The sequence below is a fragment of the Pseudalkalibacillus sp. A8 genome, from assembly GCF_045920555.1.
Lineage (GTDB): Bacteria > Bacillota > Bacilli > Bacillales > Fictibacillaceae > Pseudalkalibacillus.
Genome location: NZ_CP174509.1, coordinates 2428752 through 2447560, shown reverse-complemented (window position 1 = coordinate 2447560; position 18809 = coordinate 2428752). Strand labels below are relative to the sequence as shown.

Here is an 18809-nt window from a genome sequence, read left to right as displayed (position 1 = left end):
TTATAGAACGTTGATATAACCCAACTCTGTGGAGATTGATTCTGCTGACCTGACAACGCTCTGAATGATCGTTGTACTTTCCCTTCCTTGCATATAGTCAATCGGTCCAACCATGTTCAACGCGGCGACGGTTTGTCCTGTATACGACTTGATTGGTGCAGCAATTCCATACAGTCCGTGTTTATTCTCGTTGTTGCTTGTAGCATATCCTTGTTTTCGGATTTGTTCCAATTCACCCAACAACTTATTGACACAAGTAATCGTATTCGGTGCAATTTGCGATAGCCCCTTCGCAATTGTCGGTTGTACAAATGACGGATTAAAAGCCAATAACACTTTTCCTGTACTTGTACAATAGGCTTGCTTTCCCGCACCTATATGAGTAGGGACCACAACCGAGCCCTTTGATGCCATCCTTAATACAAATCGAACCTCCGCGGCATCAAACATCCCGATATGAGCAGTACCGTTATGCTTCCGAATCAAACTTTCAACGATTGGCATTGCCTCACTGTAGATATCCTGTTGGTACATCACATGATTGCTCCATTCAAGAAGCTTCCACCCAAGACGATATTTCTTCCGACTATCCTGAATGAGAATTCCTTCATTACACAACGTTTTAATAAGATGGTGTACAGTGCTTACATTCATATCCAGTTTTTGTGAAATTTCCAAATTACTTAATGCGGGCTCATCACCAGTAAAACAATTTAAAATCCTCGTAATTTTTCGGATAGACGAAATCACAGATCCACTCTCCTGTCATGAAAGTTATTATCATGTGAGACAAGGAGTTCAATACATTCGTCCCATTGATAAATTAGATAAGTGGAGTTCAATTCCTTTTCGGACTAAAATTTTCATTATCCATATTTAAGTAAGCCGTTCGCCTGTTTTCTCGCTAATATGCGTGATTTTTTCTAGTCTGCTGGGTGTCATCCGGCTGTCATAAAGTTTTGCAATCCCATGGATTGGCTAACGAACTACATCCCCGTAAAAGACGTCTTTGATTTTCCTTCTACCCAACCATACCTCTGGTTTCCTAGATTTCAATCATTGATATACTGTTCACCTGTTCGAATCCCCATTTACTTTACGTTCATTCATACGACAGGCTAGCTTTGATAGTTTTCAATCTGCTTTGTTGTCGAGAACTTCCCTTGAAAAAAGGTTAATCCATCTCCATCTGAGTAGGAAAAATCCTTTACTTCACCAACAAATAATACATGATCACCGCCATCGAATTCTTTCCATGGTGTACATTCAATCTTTGCTATTGCACCTTTGAGTTTAGGGCCGAATTGTGATTCTTCCCATTGTATTTCCAACCCTTGTCGCTCTTTGCCAGCAAATTGCCATGCCAATGCTTCCTGTCCTTCTGACAGTATATTGACGATAAACGACTTTCCTTTAAGACCTTCAAATGCCTTTGCGTTACGATCAATGGAAACAAGTACAAGTGGTGGATCCAAAGAAACTGACGTAAATGAATTTACAGTAATACCATGTTTTTGTTGATTTTCTCCTGTCCATGTTATAATTGTGACTCCCGTTGCAAATCTCCCAAAACAGTTACGCAATTCCCGAATATCCATCTAAGAAAAGACACCTCCAATTTATTAAATTCTGATACTACTATAAAGGAACGAAAAGATGTAACAATAGGATTATTTCATATTATGAAATTGATTCAGATTTTTTTGGGAATTCGTGATTTTATTTCTCTTCAGTGGGAAAGGGAATTTTTACCGGTAACTAGCATATTTTGACTAACCATAACCAACCTCCTAGATACTTTGTTGTGGATAGTATATTATTAAATTCAGAATACTTAAAATTGTCTTTTGTATGTGCAATAGAAAACATCTATAGTAACTTATACAGAAAAAATATTAGACCAAAGCTATGGGTCCTTTTAAAAAATTACTATAAGGTGATGGGGAAAGATATTTTAAAAATATTGGAAAACGAGTAGGGTTCCTATGAATAAACACTGGATTGAAGCGTTTATATGTGTTTCTAGAATGGAAAACATGAGTAAAGCTGCGGAAGTTCTTTTTTTAACTCACCCCTCTGTATCTAGTGGGATTCAATCGTTATAGAAAGAGGGCAACTCCATATTAGTGAGTTCCTCTAAGTTTTTGCAATAACAGTAAAATTTACTATTTTAAACTCATCAGAATTGGGCAGGAATATGGAAATTTAGTAATTGAGCGTTTTGCATAATTTTCAACCCTTAAGCCGTAAGGCTTATTGGGGATGCGATAAAAAGTATTTAAAGTTCCGCTGTCCCCATGCCACCGGTAAAGTAGAGTGTCCTCATGGTACCGCATTAATAAAGGGCCCATATCTCCATCGTTCACATGAGCTGTATGTCAGGATCTACTATTATTTCAATAGCTCCTTCAAATTGGACTTGGAATGTCAGAAGTCGTGATATAGCATTTTCGAATGGTTACAGCATAATAGACTATCATGTGGAAATTAGCCACAGAAGATACTCTCATATTAAAGAAGGATTTGGAAAGTTAAAAAAGCCTAATCCCTCCTTATTTTTAGTAAGGAATTAGGCTTATGATCCACCATAAAAGCCCCCTTATCTGGAACAAAACAATTACCCTTCACCATAGTATTCTGCAAAGTAAAGAAACCCAAATTTCCTAACAAGGTAATTTCTTAATTCACCTTGAGTAGCTTTCTCAATTGGTGGGCTTGTTAAGCCCGAGTTCGACAGTAAATAGGCACATTTTCAGAAATCTATGATAGACGTTCTTTATCTATCAAGGATTCCGGGGAATTGTGCTTTTTTTTCGATTTCTTCATAGGCACACGTTTACTGATATTTACCTTTACATATAGGTGATAATAGTTTATTGTATAGGTATGTACATAAGACGCGTAACCCGTAAAAATAAAAATGGAACTACAACCGCGTACCTTCAACTCGCTCATAATGAATGGGATCCGAAAGCCAAATATGCGAAAGCAAAGGTGATTTATTCCTTCGGTCGGGAAGAACAAGTCGATTCCGCCGTCCTGGAACGTCTGGCACAGAGTATTTCGAGATTCCTTTCTCCTGAAGCTGCGTTGAAGTCGAAAGAAAAGATTAGTGATGTCGCAGAATTTCTCTTCCAGTCGTCGAAAAGTATCGGTGGCATCTGGCTATTTGATCAGTTGTGGAAGAAAATCGGCATGGACAGTATCCTCGAGGAAGTGTTCTCTTCGAGACAACACACTGTCGATCTCGAACGGCTGATCTTTACAATGGTAGCGAACCGTGGTCTTTCTCCTTCGAGTAAACTGGCGATGGAAGAATGGGTATCTGAAGATGTGTATATCCCTGGGGTGAAAGAAGTGCACAGCCACCAGCTTTATCGTGCGATGGATGAACTTCTAGCCGTTCAGTCTGAGTTGGAAGAACGTGTCTTCCATTCGGTCTCGGACCTATTGAACTTGGAGGTCGATCTTCTTTATTTTGACACCACATCCAGCTACTTCGAAGTAGCACCGGATGAGGTGCCGGAAGATGAAACATTCCGCAAACAAGGATTCTCAAAAGATAAACGTTCAGACCTTGTGCAGACCGTAATCGGGCTTGCGGTCACCCGAGAAGGCATTCCGATTCGTGTTTGGTCATGGCCTGGCAATACGATGGATATGACCGTAATTGAAGAAGTGAAAAAAGATTTGATAGGCTGGAAACTTGGACGAGTCATACAAGTCGCTGATCGCGGATTTTCCTCAGAAGAAAACCTCCGGATCCTCCAGCGAACAGGCGGTCATTACATCATTGGTGAACGCATGCGTTCAGGGAAGAAAGACGTTGAAGAAGCCCTTAGTAAACGCGGACGATTTCAAAAGATCCGACAGAACCTTCAGGTTAAAGAAGCTATTATTGGGAACGGGGAGGCACGTAAACGGTATGTCATTGCGTACAATCCGATAGAAGCGAAACGAGATCAAGCTCAACGGGAAAAGATTGTAGAGACGATTGAAATGAAGCTATCGGATCTCAAGCAACTTCCGAATGAGGCCCACCGAAAAGAAGCTTGCCGCCTTCATGCCCATGGCACATACGGGAAGTACATTCGCCAATTGAAAGATGGTACCTTGAAGTTGAACAAACAAGCTGTTCGAGATGCGGCGAAATACGATGGGAAGTATTTGATTCGTACATCGGATGACACGCTTTCCTTAGAAGATATCGCACTGGGCTACAAGCAACTCTTAGACGTAGAAGATGCGTTTCGAACTTTGAAATCAACCCTTCGGCTTCGACCGATGTATCACCGTCTAGAGGATCGAATTCGATCTCATGTACTAATCAGTTGGTTGGCACTCTTACTCGTTCGGATTATCGAAGTTGAAACCGATGAAACCTGGGAACAACTACGGAAAGAAATGAATCGATTACATTTAGGACATTTTTCTACAAAAGATGGAGACCTATATCAGCGCACAACGTTAACATCAAAACAACGTCAAACCTTTGCGGCACTTGGGTTGGAGACACCTCCAAAGGTCGTTGATATCCAGCCGAAATCCTAGTTACACACGTTTTTGAATAAAAAATGGGCATAACCCCTTATTTGGCATGGGTTTGTGCCCATTTCGTTTACCTAGGGACTGTCGAACTCGGGTTTTATTTACAAACAAATATGTTAAATATTATTTAAAAAATCCAGCTGGTGGAAGTTGATAGCTAACCACAATGGTCTTCGACTGACAATAAGCATCTAGAGCTTCTTTGCTATATTCTCTACCAACTCCACTATTCTTGTATCCTCCAAATGGTGCACCAGACTGGAAGTTGAAGTATTGATTAATCCACACACTACCTGCTTCAAGCTTGTTTGCTGTATCTAAAGCTTTCTCGAGGTCTTCTGTCATAATCCCGGCGGCTAAACCATATTTAACATCATTGGCAATCTTGATCACTTCATCTACATCTCTCCATCGAGTTACTGTAGCCGCTGGCCCAAAAATCTCTTCCTGTGCAATTTTCATGTATGGTTCAGCTTCAATAATTGTTGGTTCAATGAAGTAGCCATGTTCATAACCAGGCACTGTAACACGATTCCCACCATAAAGAATTTTAGCACCTTCTTTTTTGGCGATTTCAAAATATCCTAGTACTCGTTTACCTTGTTTCTCATTAATAAGTGATGCTAATCTAGTAGACGGATCGGTTGGTTCACCAATTTTTACTTCTTTTGCTCTATTAATTAATTTCTCTACAAATTCATCATAAATATCATTATGAATGAGAAGGCGTGTACCAAGAATACAGCTTTCTCCATTAAAAAAAGTATATCCTAAAGTTGCATTTTCTACTGCACGGTCAATATCCACATCTGGAAAGACGATATGTGGTGCTTTCCCCCCAAGTTCTAAAGTTACAGGAAGAATTCTTTCCCCAGCTGTTTTCCCCACAATACGTCCTACTTCTACGCTTCCAGTAAACGCAAGCTTGTCTATATCAGGATGATCGATTAGAGACTGCCCTGCTTCTTGTCCGTATCCTGGTACAACATTAAGCACCCCTTTTGGTAGAATCTTTCCAATGAGCTTCACGAATTCCATAATAGAAAGACACGCATCTTCAGCTGGTTTTAATACCACTGTGTTTCCGGTAGCGAGAGCTGGAGCCAGCTTAAAGGAAGTCATAATCATGGGTACATTCCAAGGGATGATCTGAGCACATACGCCGAGTGGTTCCTTTTTTGTTATTAAATGACCGTTTTGAACTTGCCTTGAAGTACCTTCATAGGTTAGGATAGCAGAAGCGAAATAACGGAATTGATAAATGGCAAGTTTATAGTCCAAATCAAACTCATGGATGGCTCTCCCTGTTTCCATACACTCAATCAGTTTTAGGCGGTCCTGATGTTCTTCCAATACATCAGCCATTTTATGAAGTAGCATTGAACGCTCTTCGATACTCGTGTTCGACCACCCTGGGAATGCTTTTCTAGCTGCTTTGACAGCACGGTCAATATCTTCTCCTCCCCCTCTTCCTATTTTGGAGATTATTTTTCCACTTGCTGCATTAACAGCATCAATATACCCATTAACAGGTTCTAGGATATCACCGTTAATAAACGGACCATACATTTCATCTAAAATTACCTTATCCGCACTTTTTTGACTCGTTGTTTTCATAACTCATACCACCTTCTGATTTTTATTCATAAAAAGGTTTTATGAATATTCATTGATTTATAGGATTTTAACTTTTTCAGAAAAATCAAAAAATAACCAATCCAGTAACAGCTTTGTTACTTATAATAGACAGACTAATATGTCCTTGCTTAATTTCCCTCAACTAAAGCTAGGACACGTAAGGGACTTCCACTCCCTCTTTCAATTTTTAATGGATTAACTACTAAAAGGGCACCTCTAGGAGGTAGTTTATCTATATTGGATAGCTGTGCAATCCCATATTTATTTGCTTGGTGCATATAATGATGATTTGGAAAAGGAGGATCAAACGAACCAGCGATACCAGCATCCGTTCCTACTGTCTCAACTCCAACTCCAAGGATATCCCTCTCCTCAACCAGAAAGATAGAAGCCTCTTTTGATATTCCTGGGGTATGAGGTTGGCCATCTTTTCCAATATTAAAGTATTTTTCAATATTACGGTTATATTTATCCCAACCTGAATGGACAATGACAAAAGAATGGCTTGGAATTTTTCCATGTTCATTTTCAAATTCTTTAATATCTTCTACATTTAAACAGTAATCAGGGTTTATATTTACTTTTTTTGTAATATTTATCACACACGCTTCACCAATCATATTTTTCATTGGCATGGTATCTACAGAATCACCATCCTTTCCTGAAACCCAATGTATAGGAGCATCAAAATGGGTCCCACAATGTTCCCCTGCAGTAAAATCATTCCAATAACACACTGGTCCATTTTCATCATATTCTGATAGCTTGATAAACTTAAAACCATTTGTATTTTTAAAAGGTGGTGGCAAATGAATTACGGGTGTCTCTTCATTCAAGGTTTGAGTTAAATCCACAACAGTCAGTTTGTCTTCAACAATTCCAGTTAATAACTCTCCTAAAATGGTTGTTTTCACACTCACCATAATGCCTCCTTCATTTATTATCTACAGTTAAATAGTTGTATTGCTCCCATTTAATGTGAGTTTCATCTTTAGCATAGACGTGGGGAATTTTTACATTAATAACTACAGATCGTCCTTCTTCAACTATGTTTAAGCCTTTTTGTAAAGCACCTTTCATTTCCTCATGTTTTTCTACATTTATAGGGTAGGCATTGCCTGCAGCTTCAGCGACCTTAGCCAGATCAGAAATCGGGTCAAAGTTTACCCAATACTCACCTGTTTCACTAGCTACCCCTCTTGGGTGTACCCCTAAAGTTGACATTTTTGGAGCCTTCCAGCCAGCGTTATTTAAAATCACAGTCAAAAATGGGGTTTTATATTTGTTAGCCATCCAATGAACAGTTGATGGAACGCTAAATAAATAGGAACCATCTCCGGTCAAACTAACAATTGTTTTCTCAGGCTTAGCTAACTTTATTCCGATAGCGGCACCACCGTTCCATCCCAACGACCCAGCACCACTTCCATAATATGATCCAGGAATGTCTAATCGAATATGATTAGAGACTGCCGGATAGTTTGTAATTGCCTCATTAAGAATAATGGTATTCTCTTTATCAATGACTTCCCTAACACATGCCACTACATATTCTGGAGTAATAACATCAGTTCGAGACTGTTCTTTATGTCGCTTTTCTTCCATTTGTTCAATATGGATTTTAGAATATTTCTTCCTACGCTTAAAAATTGCTTTTTGATCGATTTTGCAATGATGTTTGATATATTCGTTTATTTGCTGAAGCGCAACATAGGAATTGGCTTTTAGAAATCTCTTTGATGGGATATACCAAAGAGGCATTTCCTCCTTTAGCGGGTCCACATCGATGTAATATACTGTGGCCTCCTCAGATGGTTTATTTAACATTTGAATCCACGGAACATCACTGTCAATAACAAGGACAAAATCCGCCTCTGCAAGTATCGGGTTCTGATCTGAAACATTCCACTGAGAGCCACAATGCATTGGATGATTGTGAGGAAAATTCAAGTGATGTGGGATAGACTCAATAACAGGAATAGATAATTTTTCGCTTAAATAAACAAGTTCCTTAACAGCTTCTATATTTCTGCCCAAGTAAGACGTGACAATCAGTGGATTCTTAGCAGCTGTTAAGTCATTTATTAATTGTTTAAGCTGTTGAGGCGCAATTGCTTCTGGAGAAATAGGTTGCCAAAGATCAGTTTTTAAAGTTATCGGTTCTGTCTTTTCCTCCATAACTTCTCGAGGGCCCATCAAATATACTGGTCCAGCGGGTTCGCTTTTAGCGATTTGTAAAGATCGATACACAAGTTGTTTTACATTACTTCCTGTACGAATTTCATTATCATATTTAGTATATCCGCGTACAATGCCGCGTTGATCACGTACATCTTGAATCCAGTGGATAAATTCATTTCGGCTACCAATTTTTTCTCCTTCTTGGGTGTATGGCGACGCCCCTGCAAAAATTAAAACAGGGACTCTGCTTCTCGATGCATTATGAATTGCCCCTCCAAGATTCTGGGTACCACACTCCACGTGAACCATTACGGTTTGAGGTTCACCTGTCGCCTGTGCGTATCCATGCGCAGCACTTAAAGCGACAAATTCATGAGGACATGTAATCACTGTCGGCAATTCCTTGTTGTCTTTTTTTGCTCTAGCTAAGCTTTCGATAATTGCCGGATGGTCACTTCCTAAGTTAGCAAAAATATAGGAAATACCTGCTTCATATAAGGCTTCTAAAAATGCTGTACCCGTGGTGTACATTTCTCCCCCTCCTATCTTCACGAATTTTAAAATAATAAATTTGGTATATGTTTTCTTAAATAACTTTCAGCCTTAATTATGGTAGATAATTAGGCATAAGTTGAACTCAGTAAAATACAAGATTAATCTAAGATCTAAGGCGAAGGATTTATAGTGTCACCAAGTCCATAGGGAATCATAATGCACTCTACAAAAGACCGGACTTTTCGTTACACCCAGAACTCGTCCTAGAGACTTCTAAGATTTTCATAAATCTTCTTATATTCTTCAGGATGAATTTGTTTATAAAATACCGAAACTCTCCAAGGGAATATTTGATGTAACCACATTTGATACCGATTCGTTAAGGTAAACATTAACTGTGTTATTTCAATGAATTGTTCTTTATCATTAAATTCATCGACTATATTATTATATCTGTTAAGGATTCTTCCATAGATTGAAAGGCCGAAATATTCTATAACTCCACAATCAATTTTCAGCATTCGTTTAACCATTTTTTTTAGATGGCTCATTTGAAATTCTTCATCTCGAGCAAACTCCAGTAAATCTGCAAATGTATGAATAGCTAAAGATCTCACTTCCCCAGCTACCATTACTAATACAGAAAAATACTGATCATAAATCCCTGCCCCAGAAGGTAAATAGCCTTTAGAAAGTGCATATATATCTTCTGGTTCTTTAAGCCAAATTTTATTAATTTCTTTTTCTATTTCTTGCTTTAACGAGGTTATGTTATCTTGCACCCGACTCATCTCCTAAAGCTACTTTAACTATTAGATAAGTATCTGAAAACAATAAATTATGCCAAACTTTTTCACCAACTTGAATTAACGTTTGAATATCTTCGTCTATTACTTGTGCAATAGGAAGAGCAGGAATCGGTTCTGTCATTAACCCGTAATTTATAGAGAAATATTGAAAATCTAATTCTATGTTAATTCTTCCAACGGGTTGTTTATCCATCCTTTCAAAGTTGTACTCCTTATTTTCTGAAATAAAGCGATATGGAAAATACATTTGCTTTCCTGCTACTACAGCATGACTTTGAATACTTTTGAATGGTAAAGTTTCTTTAATTTCCTTACACAGAATAGGATTAACATCCATCAATAATTTCACTCTTACTTCCATATCTAAATCCGGCCATTCAATCTTAATTATTTCATTCAAACATCTCCCCTCCCCTTGCTATTGCTTTAACATGACTTTTGCTTCTTCTGAATCTAAAAAACAATGAAACTTCTTAATTTTTTCTACTGGTTGCGGATTGGTAAATAGACTTACGATAATAAATACAATAAAGTTGATTCCTAACGCCCATATTCCAGGCATCATCCCTAATAGATTGATGTTACCAAGTTGGAACCATATCATTATTATTGTTCCTACAATAAAACCTGCTATTGCTCCTGCTTTAGTTGCTCTAGGCCAAAATAACGCCCCAAATAACATAGGGAAAATTTGTGCCATTCCTCCTGTAGCTAGAGCTATTAGCATTGCTAATAATGGTGGCTTTTGTATAGCTGCATAGGCAGAGAAGAAAAATATTATTAAAATTGCTATCCTCCCAGTATTAAGTAATTGTTTTTCACTAGCATCTTTTTTAATAGTGTTATATACATCCCTAGTTATTAGGGCACCAGAAGCATGAAGTTGTGAATTAGCAGTAGATAACATAGCTGCTAAACCTCCTGCACAGATTAAGGCAGCAAAAACAAGGGGAGTATGTTCAAATAAAAACCTAGGGAAAATCTCATCCGGATATTCTATATCTGGAAATAAAGCACGTGTACCCATTCCAAACCAGATATAAGAAATATAAATCCATACAAGGAAAATAGGTGAAAGTACTGCTACCCATTTAAGGGTACGAATCGAAGTAGCTGAAAACATTCTCATTATGACATGTGGAGCAGCTACACTTAATCCAATCGTGATAACAACAGTCCAAGAAAAGGCCATAGGTAATGTAAAGTAGCCAGGTTCTCCAGGTAAAATTAGTTGTGTGGGGGTAGTTTCTTCAATTTTTAACCAAGCTTGAGTTGGTCCATCAAATAATACATTTGTTAGATACCATCCACCTACCACAATGGCAAAAAACATAAATACACCCATAAAAATGTCAGTCCAAGCAACCGACCTCATTCCTCCAAGATATACGTATATTAATACAACAAAACCAAGTAATATAGCCCCCCACACATATGGAACGGTTCCAAAGGTTACAAACTCAGTTATCCATCCTGCTCCTGCCAACTGGAGCTGTACATAAGGAATAACAAAAGCAGCCAAAACAATTCCTGTTAAAATCTTTAAAAATTTACTCTGATAAAAATCTCCTAGTAGATCACCTGGGGTATAAAAGTTATATTTTTTACCAAGCAGCCAAATTCTACTTCCGAAAATATACAGAAGCAACCCTCCCAGTGCTTGGGTATACGGCCCTATTGCCCAATAGGCAATTCCATGGACATATAGAAAGCCTCCTGTACCTAAAAAAGCAGATGCACTATGATAAGTTGCTGTATAAGTAAAATATAAAGCTACGAACCCTAAAGTTCTGCTAGCAACAAAATAATCTTGTGTAGAGGTATCCAATTTCTTGGCCCAGCCAAATATTCCTATAGATAGAACGACAAATGTAAACAAACCTACTATTATTATTGAAATAATCGGTTGATCCATTTATAATCTCCTTACTAAATCCAAAGTTTTTTTGCTGCATATATACCAATGAACATAATTATATGAACCCAAAATGTGAGCCATACATAAGAAAAAGGCATACCGAATATAAAAGGGTAGGGCGTATTTGCCCAAATTAAACCAGGATAAATCATCATAAAGGAAAATACTACAAGAAGGGTTAGAGCCCATCCAAGTTTTGTTCTTGGAAAGATATACGTATGTTTCTTAATTAATTCTTCAACTTCTTCTTTTTGATATTTTTGATAATCCTCTTTAAGCTCAAATTGTGGTTCCATACTTTTAAAAACCTCCTATTTGTTATAAATTTTAATTATCTAACTAGTTCCCATTCTCAAAGTGAATTTCGCATTTCTTAATCCTATTCAAGACTTTTATGTACCCACTCGTTTCCCCCCTAAGTGCTGATTAAATTTTTAAGGCCTTGTAAAAACTTTTTGTAACAAAATAAAAGTTTTTCACTTCAAATGAAAAAGATTCCAAAACCGAACGAACCAGTAATTGGTACTTGTTCAAGATCACATGTCCCTATGACTGGTAACACTAATTCTATTAAAGTATTTTTGACATTGAAGATATAATTTTTCACTAGTAAAGAAACTGTATGAGATAGGAGGAAATTGCAATTTCATAATGGTTAGCATTTTTTATTGCAAATTCCTCTCCTCTTTTTCATTTCGGTTAATCCTGTATTTTAGTGACTAATGATTCATAATTTATATTATTATTTATATTTTTAATTTTCTGTAAAGTAGTTTACAATATTTATTAAGAAGTGAGGTGTATAATTTTGATAGATAATGGAAAAGGGAATTATTCTGAAGGTATCCTACATTCCCCTTGGTTTCATAATGATTTAAATGATTGGAGAATAGTTTTTAAAGACCAGCTACAAAAGTTTTACAATAAAAATGAAATAATTTATCACCAAGGAGATATCAATCACTTCATTTATTATGTGATTAAAGGTAGGGTAAGGACCTCTTTATTAGATAAGGAGGGCAATGAGAAATCAATGATTGTCTTAAATGAAGGAAGTATATTTGGAGAAAGTTGTGCGTTTGATCAGACACCAACAGTGATAACTACCACTGCAAACACTAACTGCACTCTATCTTATATACATAGAGATAAATTTTTAGCTACTGTTTTTGACAACCCATACTTATGTGAAAAATTAGTTTTTAATTTATCAAGAAAATTAATCGCTTTAAAACATCATATAAGAGAAATAACTTTCATGAATGCTCACGAAATAGTAATAAATCACCTTTACAAGTTATCGCTTCATTATGGTTCCGATACAAAAATGGGAAGAAAGATTTCAATAAAATTCACACACCAAGAAATGGCAGATTTATCTGGCACCTCAAGAGTAACAGTTTCAAATATTATGCGTTTTTTAGCCCAATCTGGCACTATAAAAAAAATAAATGGATATTATTATCTAACAAATATTAATGAGTTTGAAAAATGGATTAACAATAAATGAGAGGTGGTAAATGGAATGGCAAAAGAGTCAGATATACTCACCCCAAAAATTTCATCACCAATAAGAGTTATCTTTATGTTTGAATCAACAGGGTGGTTTGATACCACTAAAGAAGAAAAAGAACTGCATATTATTCCTGAACTAAAAAAAATTATCAAAGAGTGGGAAAAGAATGGATCGCATTTAATTGGTACAATTGATGCAGATGTACTTTCGTCAGGTCGAGCAGGTCAATTGGGGTGGCATGCTTGCTTTTTGTATGATGTACCAAATTTACAGACGGTTACTAATATGACCCATGCTTTCCGAAAAAGAAGCCTAGATAGATTTTTTCGTATTGAAGCTATTATAGGACGGCCCTTTCTATTATTGGAATAAAAAAGTTAACGTCTTATTATTGTGATAATTGTTGTTATTTAAAATGAACATGGAGTTCTTGGACTTACATACTTATTTAAGACATGGAAAAGTCCGTGTTATGCTACCTGTACCCTATGCAATAGGGTACAGGTAGTTTGATTTTTTTAAGTAATATTTGAGTGTAATAATCACTAAAATAGAATTTCTAAAAACTCTTTTAGTAAAATTCTTTTGAGGGTATGATGAAATGGAAGAATTTAAAGACGGGATTATTAAAGCAGTTCTCCTTTAGGGCACGCTTGAGATAGTCCCATTTTCTATGGCTAGTCGCCGGTAGGCATGGATGTATATTGTGACCTTAATCTAAGGCGAATTACCCCTATAGCTTCTCGTCCCTCTAATCTAAGAAACATCCTAATATGACTAATAAGATGAGTTCATTACCTGAAATCATTCATTTGGATTGCTTGCTACTCCTAGAGTTAGACGATACTGTTGACCTTCTTGGTATCACTACACCTATCACCTTCTTTTAGCAGTTAACCTCTTGTTTTATTTCGCTCTCTTCTTCTTCATTAGAAAAATACCACCTATTGTTTCTAATTTGTTATTCCCAAAATAATTATAGAAAAATTCTAAAAAAGTAAAACGTTTTACAGACTATCTTTCTAAAACTTTCTATGCTAAGTTGTACAATCTAATAATTGCTTCATGTATCTTAGGTAATTACTCACTTTCCACTTTTTCAGGTATGTTCTTTTTTCCTTATATTGATTATTTGATTAGAAACTGTTAGACGTGTTGTGCTAATTACCTTCTTCGTGAAAAACCTTATTAACCCATGTCATGTTTTTTAAAATTTTTGTTCTTATCTTCAAATTCATCCCAATGTTAATCAAGAGATTCTAGCCATGGGATAGAAAAGCTTCACATTCTATAATCATACACAACACCTCATAGGGAGTGATAAATTTGTCAATTAATGTAGAGTTATACAGAAGCCAAATACCCGTTTTTAGTCATAGCATTCAATTATCTAGTTGTTCACAAAGTGCTCTTCATCAAAAGGTTAAAGGTTCAATACAATCTTATCTCTTATCATGGGAGGAAAGAGGAATGGATTGGGGTGAATGGATGGAACAATGTGAAGCTGCAAGAGGAAAATTTGCTCAGCTTATTAATGCAGATATAAAAGAAATCGCTATTGTTTCGTCTGTTTCCCATGCTACGTCAGCAATCGCAACAAGCTTACCTTCTATAAATGACCGTAATGAAGTAATCATAACAGATATGGATTTTCCATGTATTGGTCACGTCTGGTTGTCTCAACCAGATATACAGGTTAATTTTATCCCAGCAAAAAAAAATGCCTATACAATCGATCAATACGAAAATGCTATATACTCTAATACTTTATTAACTTCAATATCTCATATCTTGTACTATAACGGGTTTAGACAGGATATTAAAAATATTTCGGAGGTTGTACATGCAAAAGGAAGTTATCTTTTTGTGGATGCATATCAATCAGCCGGTCAAGTAGATATCGACGTAAAGCGAGATGGTATTGACATCCTAGTCGCTGGGATGCAGAAGTATATGTTAGGGATTCCTGGTATTGCATTTATGTATGTCAGAAATGAACTGGCTGAGCAGTTAACACCAGGAATTACCGGGTGGTTTGGTCAAGCAAACCCATTTGCTTTTGACGTTCAATCTGTTAAATACGCTGGAGGAGCTAGACGATTTGATACAGGGACTTTCCCCATGCTAAATGGCTATGCATCAAATGCAGCGCTTGACCTATTGCACGAAGTAGGTATCCAAAACATTGAAAAACGGCTTATTGATCTCTCAAAGTACACTTTAGATTATGCACAAGAAAAAGGTATCAAGATAGTAAGTCCTCTAGATCCTAATCAAAAAGGATCCAATACAGCACTACTTATCGAAAATGCACATGATGTTGAACAAAAAATGAAAGAGGAAGGCTATATTGTGTCAGCCAGAAACGATGTAATCCGAATTGCTCCACACTTCTATAACACTAAGGAAGATATAATAGGAGCCCTTGACTGCTTTAAAGAGATAACAATGAGATAAGTGGTCTAATGGGGAAGTAAGGGCTTATTTCATTAACCGATATTTTTAATAATTCTAAGCTCATTACATAAAAGGAGGAATTTGAGTGAGTGAAAAAACTGTAAGCAAGAACTTAGAGTTTTATGGTGGTACTCCAGTCTTATTAGTTCCTTTTAGTGTCATGTTCATAGGAATTCTATGGCTAGGTTTAAATGGAACAGCCCTTCCTGAAGCCTTTTGGCCAATGGTTCTATTGGGTCTCTTTGTTGGTTTGTTACTCGCAAAAAATAAAAAAGACTTTGTAGATGCACTCATCCAAGGAATCAGCTCAAATATGTTAGCGATTATGCTTTTAGCGTGGTTTTTAGCTGGAGTTATGGCGAAACTATTAAGTACAACAGGCTTAATCGAGGGACTTGTTTGGGGCTTTCTGGGATTAGGAGTGACAGCAGCTTGGTTTCCTCTTATTACTTTCCTTGCTTCCGCACTAATGTCTGTATCAACAGGAACAGCGGTTGGAACATTAATTGGTGCAAGCCCCATCCTTTTTCCAGTAGGTTATTCATTAGGAGCTGATCCGCTTTTACTCGTAGGTGCAATTATCGGTGGTTCGTTCGTTGGAGATAATTTAGCACCCATCTCAGATACAACAATTGTGTCTGCTTATTCTCAAGGAACTAAAGTAGATCGTGTTGTTAAAACGAGGATTAAATATGTTGTGGTTGCAGGAATTTTCACTGTTGCGTTATACATAGGTTTTGCATTGTTTTTCAATAGAGGTCTAGGTATCGCCAATACACCAGAAGATCTAAAGGCAGCTGGTCTGCTTATGCTTGTGGTTCCAGTATTGTTGATGTATATGATGATAAAAGGTCAGCATTTAGTAACAGCTCTCTTATATAGCATATTTGCTGGCCTAGTAGTTGCTTTACTTGCAGGGTTAATTAGACTTTCTGATATTTTACTTGTGAATAAGGAGCAATTTTCAGCTAGTGGTATAGTGATTGACGGGATCAATGGTATGTTAGGAGTTGCTGTATTTACGGTCTTTCTTATGGGGATGATTGGTACCTTGCAAAAAGGTGACTTTATAGAATGGCTTATGGTGAAGAGTGAAAAATTTGCTACCACACCTAGAAGAGCGGAGATTACGATTGTATTTACTTCTTTAGTAGTTAATGCTTTGACTACCGCGGGTACACCAAGTATGGTTATGCTTGGACCCTTTGTGAGAAGGTTAGGACATAAGTTTAAAATTTCCCCAGAGCGCCGTGGAAACCTACTTGATGCTTGTTCAACAACAATTATTGGATTCCTACCTTATAGTGTAGCCGTTCTTATTCCGTTTGCCTTTGTTGGAGGTATGGTTGAAAATGCAGCAGGTATTAATTTTTCACCAGTAGGAGTAGTTCCATATGTATTCTACTGCTGGGCGTTAATGCTTGTTATTATTTATGCTGCTTTCACAGGATGGGGTTCCGATACCATTACGGACGAACAGTATTTTAGAGAATCAGAAGAGATTTATGGTAATAACCTAAAAGAGGAGATTGCGGTTTCCAATGAATAAATCAATCTACTTAGACTATGCTTCGATGGGGATCACCTCAAATGAAACAATCAAAACGATCGAACGAATGATGAGAAAGCTAGTATTAAGTTCGGGGAATATTACAGGAACAGATCGCACATTTGAATTGTTAGGCGTTTATGAGGAAACACGAGAAACAATTGCTAGATTTCTAGATACAACTTCACAACAAATTGCATTAATCAATAATACAACACATGGGTTGGGTTTAATTGCTACCAGCCTCTCTTTAAAAAAGACCGATCATATTTTAGTACCTGATATTGAATTCATTAGTTTAGCTTTAGTCTGGCGTAGACTACAGAAAAAGATAGGTTTTAAAATTCGCGAGATCCCAACTAGAAAGGGTACCATCGATATAAAAGATATTCTCGATCGCGCCGATGAACATACACGAGTAATTGTTTTAAGTGCTGTACAAGAAGTGAGTGGGCACCGTATAGATTTGGATCAGTTCAGCCAATTTACAAAAAAAAATGATATATTCCTTATTGTTGATGGGATACAAGAATGTGGTGTGCATAAGGTGAACGTGTCGGCTGCAGATGCCTATATTGTTGGTGGCCATAAATGGCTGGGAAGTCCATTCGGTTTGGGATTTATGTACCTTAGTCGAAGATTAATAAACCAAGTTGACCCTGCCTATGATGGTTATTTTAATTTGGAAGAACCAATCGGGGGGTGGGAGAGATATTTACAAAGTCGAAATCGGCATATCTTAGATAACCATGTTGTTAAAAATGAAGCAAGAAAATTTGAGCCCGGAGGTATGCCGAATTTTACTGGAGCACTAGGATTGAATTGTGCTATAAAGAATTTAGATATGGAACAGGTTGAAGAAAAAGTGAAAGTATTAAACCGAGTATTTAGAGATAATCTTCGGTCCATGAATCTAGAAAACTTTATCCTAGGTAACAAAAGTATAAAGCATAGATCAGGAATCTTAACCCTAAGTCTGTCAGGAGGGTTTGAAGAAGAAAAAAAGCTATTGGCTACATTAAGAAAACACGATATCCAAACCTCACTTAGATCAATAGCAGGAGTAGGAGGTATCCGTTTCTCCTTTTATTTCCCTACAACAATCGATGACATTAACCGAACAAGTGAGATTATAGAGCATTTAAGAAATAGATTAGGTTAAATACCGACTTTATAATTCATTTAATTTATGTGGTCTAAAGTATTGTATCATAAAAATACCCGGTTATTGTTTCAGCGAGCTTTAGGGCTTTATGCCCTATACGGGAGCGAATAAATTTAAAGACTAGGAACGATTAAGCTTTTTAAAACAATGAAAAACTCCATGATTTCATGGAGCTTTATGATTGTTTTTATTTTGTTGTGAGATCGGCAATAACTCATTCGAACAATTATCCTTTATTCTTGAACCAGTGGTGGATAGTATGGTGGTTTTTGCTTTTTCAAATTCAGGATAGCTCCCCGCATACTATAGATAAGGTTGCCTTCAGGGGTCTTTGTATACTCCCTATTGACGAAAACGCAACACAACGTTTTTTAATTTCATCTGTAATGATCAATTGATTCATCAACTTACGCGAAAGTCTGTAAGGATCTAAACATATGACTTTCGTAATCAGCCCTTCCACTGAGATTATTTAATTTCAAGGAAAGCCTTTTTTGTTTTTCACCTAAAAAAGTGGTGTACTCAATAATACT

Annotated in this window: 16 protein-coding genes and 1 pseudogene; 7 read left to right on the top strand and 10 right to left on the bottom strand. The window is 36.9% G+C overall.

Annotated features, from left to right (window positions below; translation table 11 throughout):
* The gene (locus tag ACJROX_RS12670) at positions 1–750 is read right to left on the bottom strand and encodes an IclR family transcriptional regulator (protein ID WP_408011106.1); all 750 of its coding nucleotides are present in this window, start codon (positions 748–750) and stop codon (positions 1–3) included.
* 368 nt (positions 751–1118) lie between these two features.
* Positions 1119–1598: a flavin reductase family protein gene (locus tag ACJROX_RS12665; RefSeq protein WP_408011105.1), complete on the bottom strand. Its 480-nt coding sequence runs from the start codon at positions 1596–1598 to the stop codon at positions 1119–1121.
* A gap of 387 nt (positions 1599–1985) precedes the next feature.
* On the opposite strand from ACJROX_RS12665, the gene ACJROX_RS12660 reads away from it, so the two are divergent.
* Entirely contained in the window at positions 1986–2105 is a 120-nt protein-coding gene (locus ACJROX_RS12660; protein ID WP_408011104.1) for a LysR family transcriptional regulator, read from the top strand.
* A gap of 781 nt (positions 2106–2886) precedes the next feature.
* Complete coding sequence (locus ACJROX_RS12655) at positions 2887–4551, top strand: IS1634 family transposase (protein WP_408010354.1); 1665 nt, start codon at positions 2887–2889, stop codon at positions 4549–4551.
* A 120-nt stretch (positions 4552–4671) separates the two neighbouring features.
* Here the strand turns inward: ACJROX_RS12655 and ACJROX_RS12650 are convergent, their stop codons facing one another.
* From ACJROX_RS12650 to ACJROX_RS12620, 7 genes are all read right to left on the bottom strand, one after another.
* Positions 4672–6165 (bottom strand): aldehyde dehydrogenase family protein, encoded by a 1494-nt coding sequence (locus tag ACJROX_RS12650; protein WP_408011103.1) that lies wholly within the window; start codon positions 6163–6165, stop codon positions 4672–4674.
* Positions 6166–6314: 149 nt separating this feature from the next.
* Positions 6315–7109: a cyclase family protein gene (locus ACJROX_RS12645; protein ID WP_408011102.1), complete on the bottom strand. Its 795-nt coding sequence runs from the start codon at positions 7107–7109 to the stop codon at positions 6315–6317.
* A 10-nt stretch (positions 7110–7119) separates the two neighbouring features.
* Positions 7120–8898 (bottom strand): thiamine pyrophosphate-requiring protein, encoded by a 1779-nt coding sequence (locus tag ACJROX_RS12640; protein WP_408011101.1) that lies wholly within the window; start codon positions 8896–8898, stop codon positions 7120–7122.
* Between the two features lie 227 nt (positions 8899–9125).
* Entirely contained in the window at positions 9126–9644 is a 519-nt protein-coding gene (locus ACJROX_RS12635) for a hypothetical protein (protein WP_408011100.1), read from the bottom strand.
* Positions 9634–10071: a hypothetical protein gene (locus ACJROX_RS12630; protein ID WP_408011099.1), complete on the bottom strand. Its 438-nt coding sequence runs from the start codon at positions 10069–10071 to the stop codon at positions 9634–9636. Before ACJROX_RS12630 ends, ACJROX_RS12635 begins: the two co-directional genes overlap by 11 nt.
* An 18-nt stretch (positions 10072–10089) precedes the next feature.
* On the bottom strand, positions 10090–11586 hold the full coding sequence (locus tag ACJROX_RS12625) for a sodium:solute symporter family protein (protein ID WP_408011098.1): 1497 nt from the start codon (positions 11584–11586) through the stop codon (positions 10090–10092).
* 14 nt (positions 11587–11600) lie between these two features.
* Entirely contained in the window at positions 11601–11885 is a 285-nt protein-coding gene (locus tag ACJROX_RS12620) for a hypothetical protein (protein ID WP_408011097.1), read from the bottom strand.
* A gap of 512 nt (positions 11886–12397) precedes the next feature.
* Between ACJROX_RS12620 and ACJROX_RS12615 the strand changes: the two genes are divergently transcribed.
* The 5 genes from ACJROX_RS12615 to ACJROX_RS12595 all read left to right on the top strand — a co-directional run bounded on the left by ACJROX_RS12615 (position 12398) and on the right by ACJROX_RS12595 (position 18273).
* Positions 12398–13099, top strand: coding sequence for a Crp/Fnr family transcriptional regulator (locus tag ACJROX_RS12615; protein WP_408011096.1), 702 nt, complete (start codon positions 12398–12400; stop codon positions 13097–13099).
* 15 nt (positions 13100–13114) lie between these two features.
* Complete coding sequence (locus ACJROX_RS12610) at positions 13115–13477, top strand: hypothetical protein (protein ID WP_408011095.1); 363 nt, start codon at positions 13115–13117, stop codon at positions 13475–13477.
* Positions 13478–14575: 1098 nt separating this feature from the next.
* Positions 14576–15562: an aminotransferase class V-fold PLP-dependent enzyme gene (locus ACJROX_RS12605; protein WP_408011094.1), complete on the top strand. Its 987-nt coding sequence runs from the start codon at positions 14576–14578 to the stop codon at positions 15560–15562.
* Positions 15563–15647: 85 nt separating this feature from the next.
* Complete coding sequence (locus ACJROX_RS12600; RefSeq protein ID WP_408011093.1) at positions 15648–17111, top strand: Na+/H+ antiporter NhaC family protein; 1464 nt, start codon at positions 15648–15650, stop codon at positions 17109–17111.
* A complete protein-coding gene (locus ACJROX_RS12595) occupies positions 17104–18273 on the top strand; it encodes an aminotransferase class V-fold PLP-dependent enzyme (protein WP_408011092.1) in 1170 nt (389 codons plus the stop codon). Before ACJROX_RS12600 ends, ACJROX_RS12595 begins: the two co-directional genes overlap by 8 nt.
* A gap of 246 nt (positions 18274–18519) precedes the next feature.
* On the opposite strand, the pseudogene ACJROX_RS12590 reads toward ACJROX_RS12595, so the two are convergent.
* A pseudogene (locus ACJROX_RS12590) lies at positions 18520–18736 on the bottom strand (recombinase family protein); the annotation flags it as partial.
* Between the last annotated feature and the right edge of the window lie 73 nt (positions 18737–18809).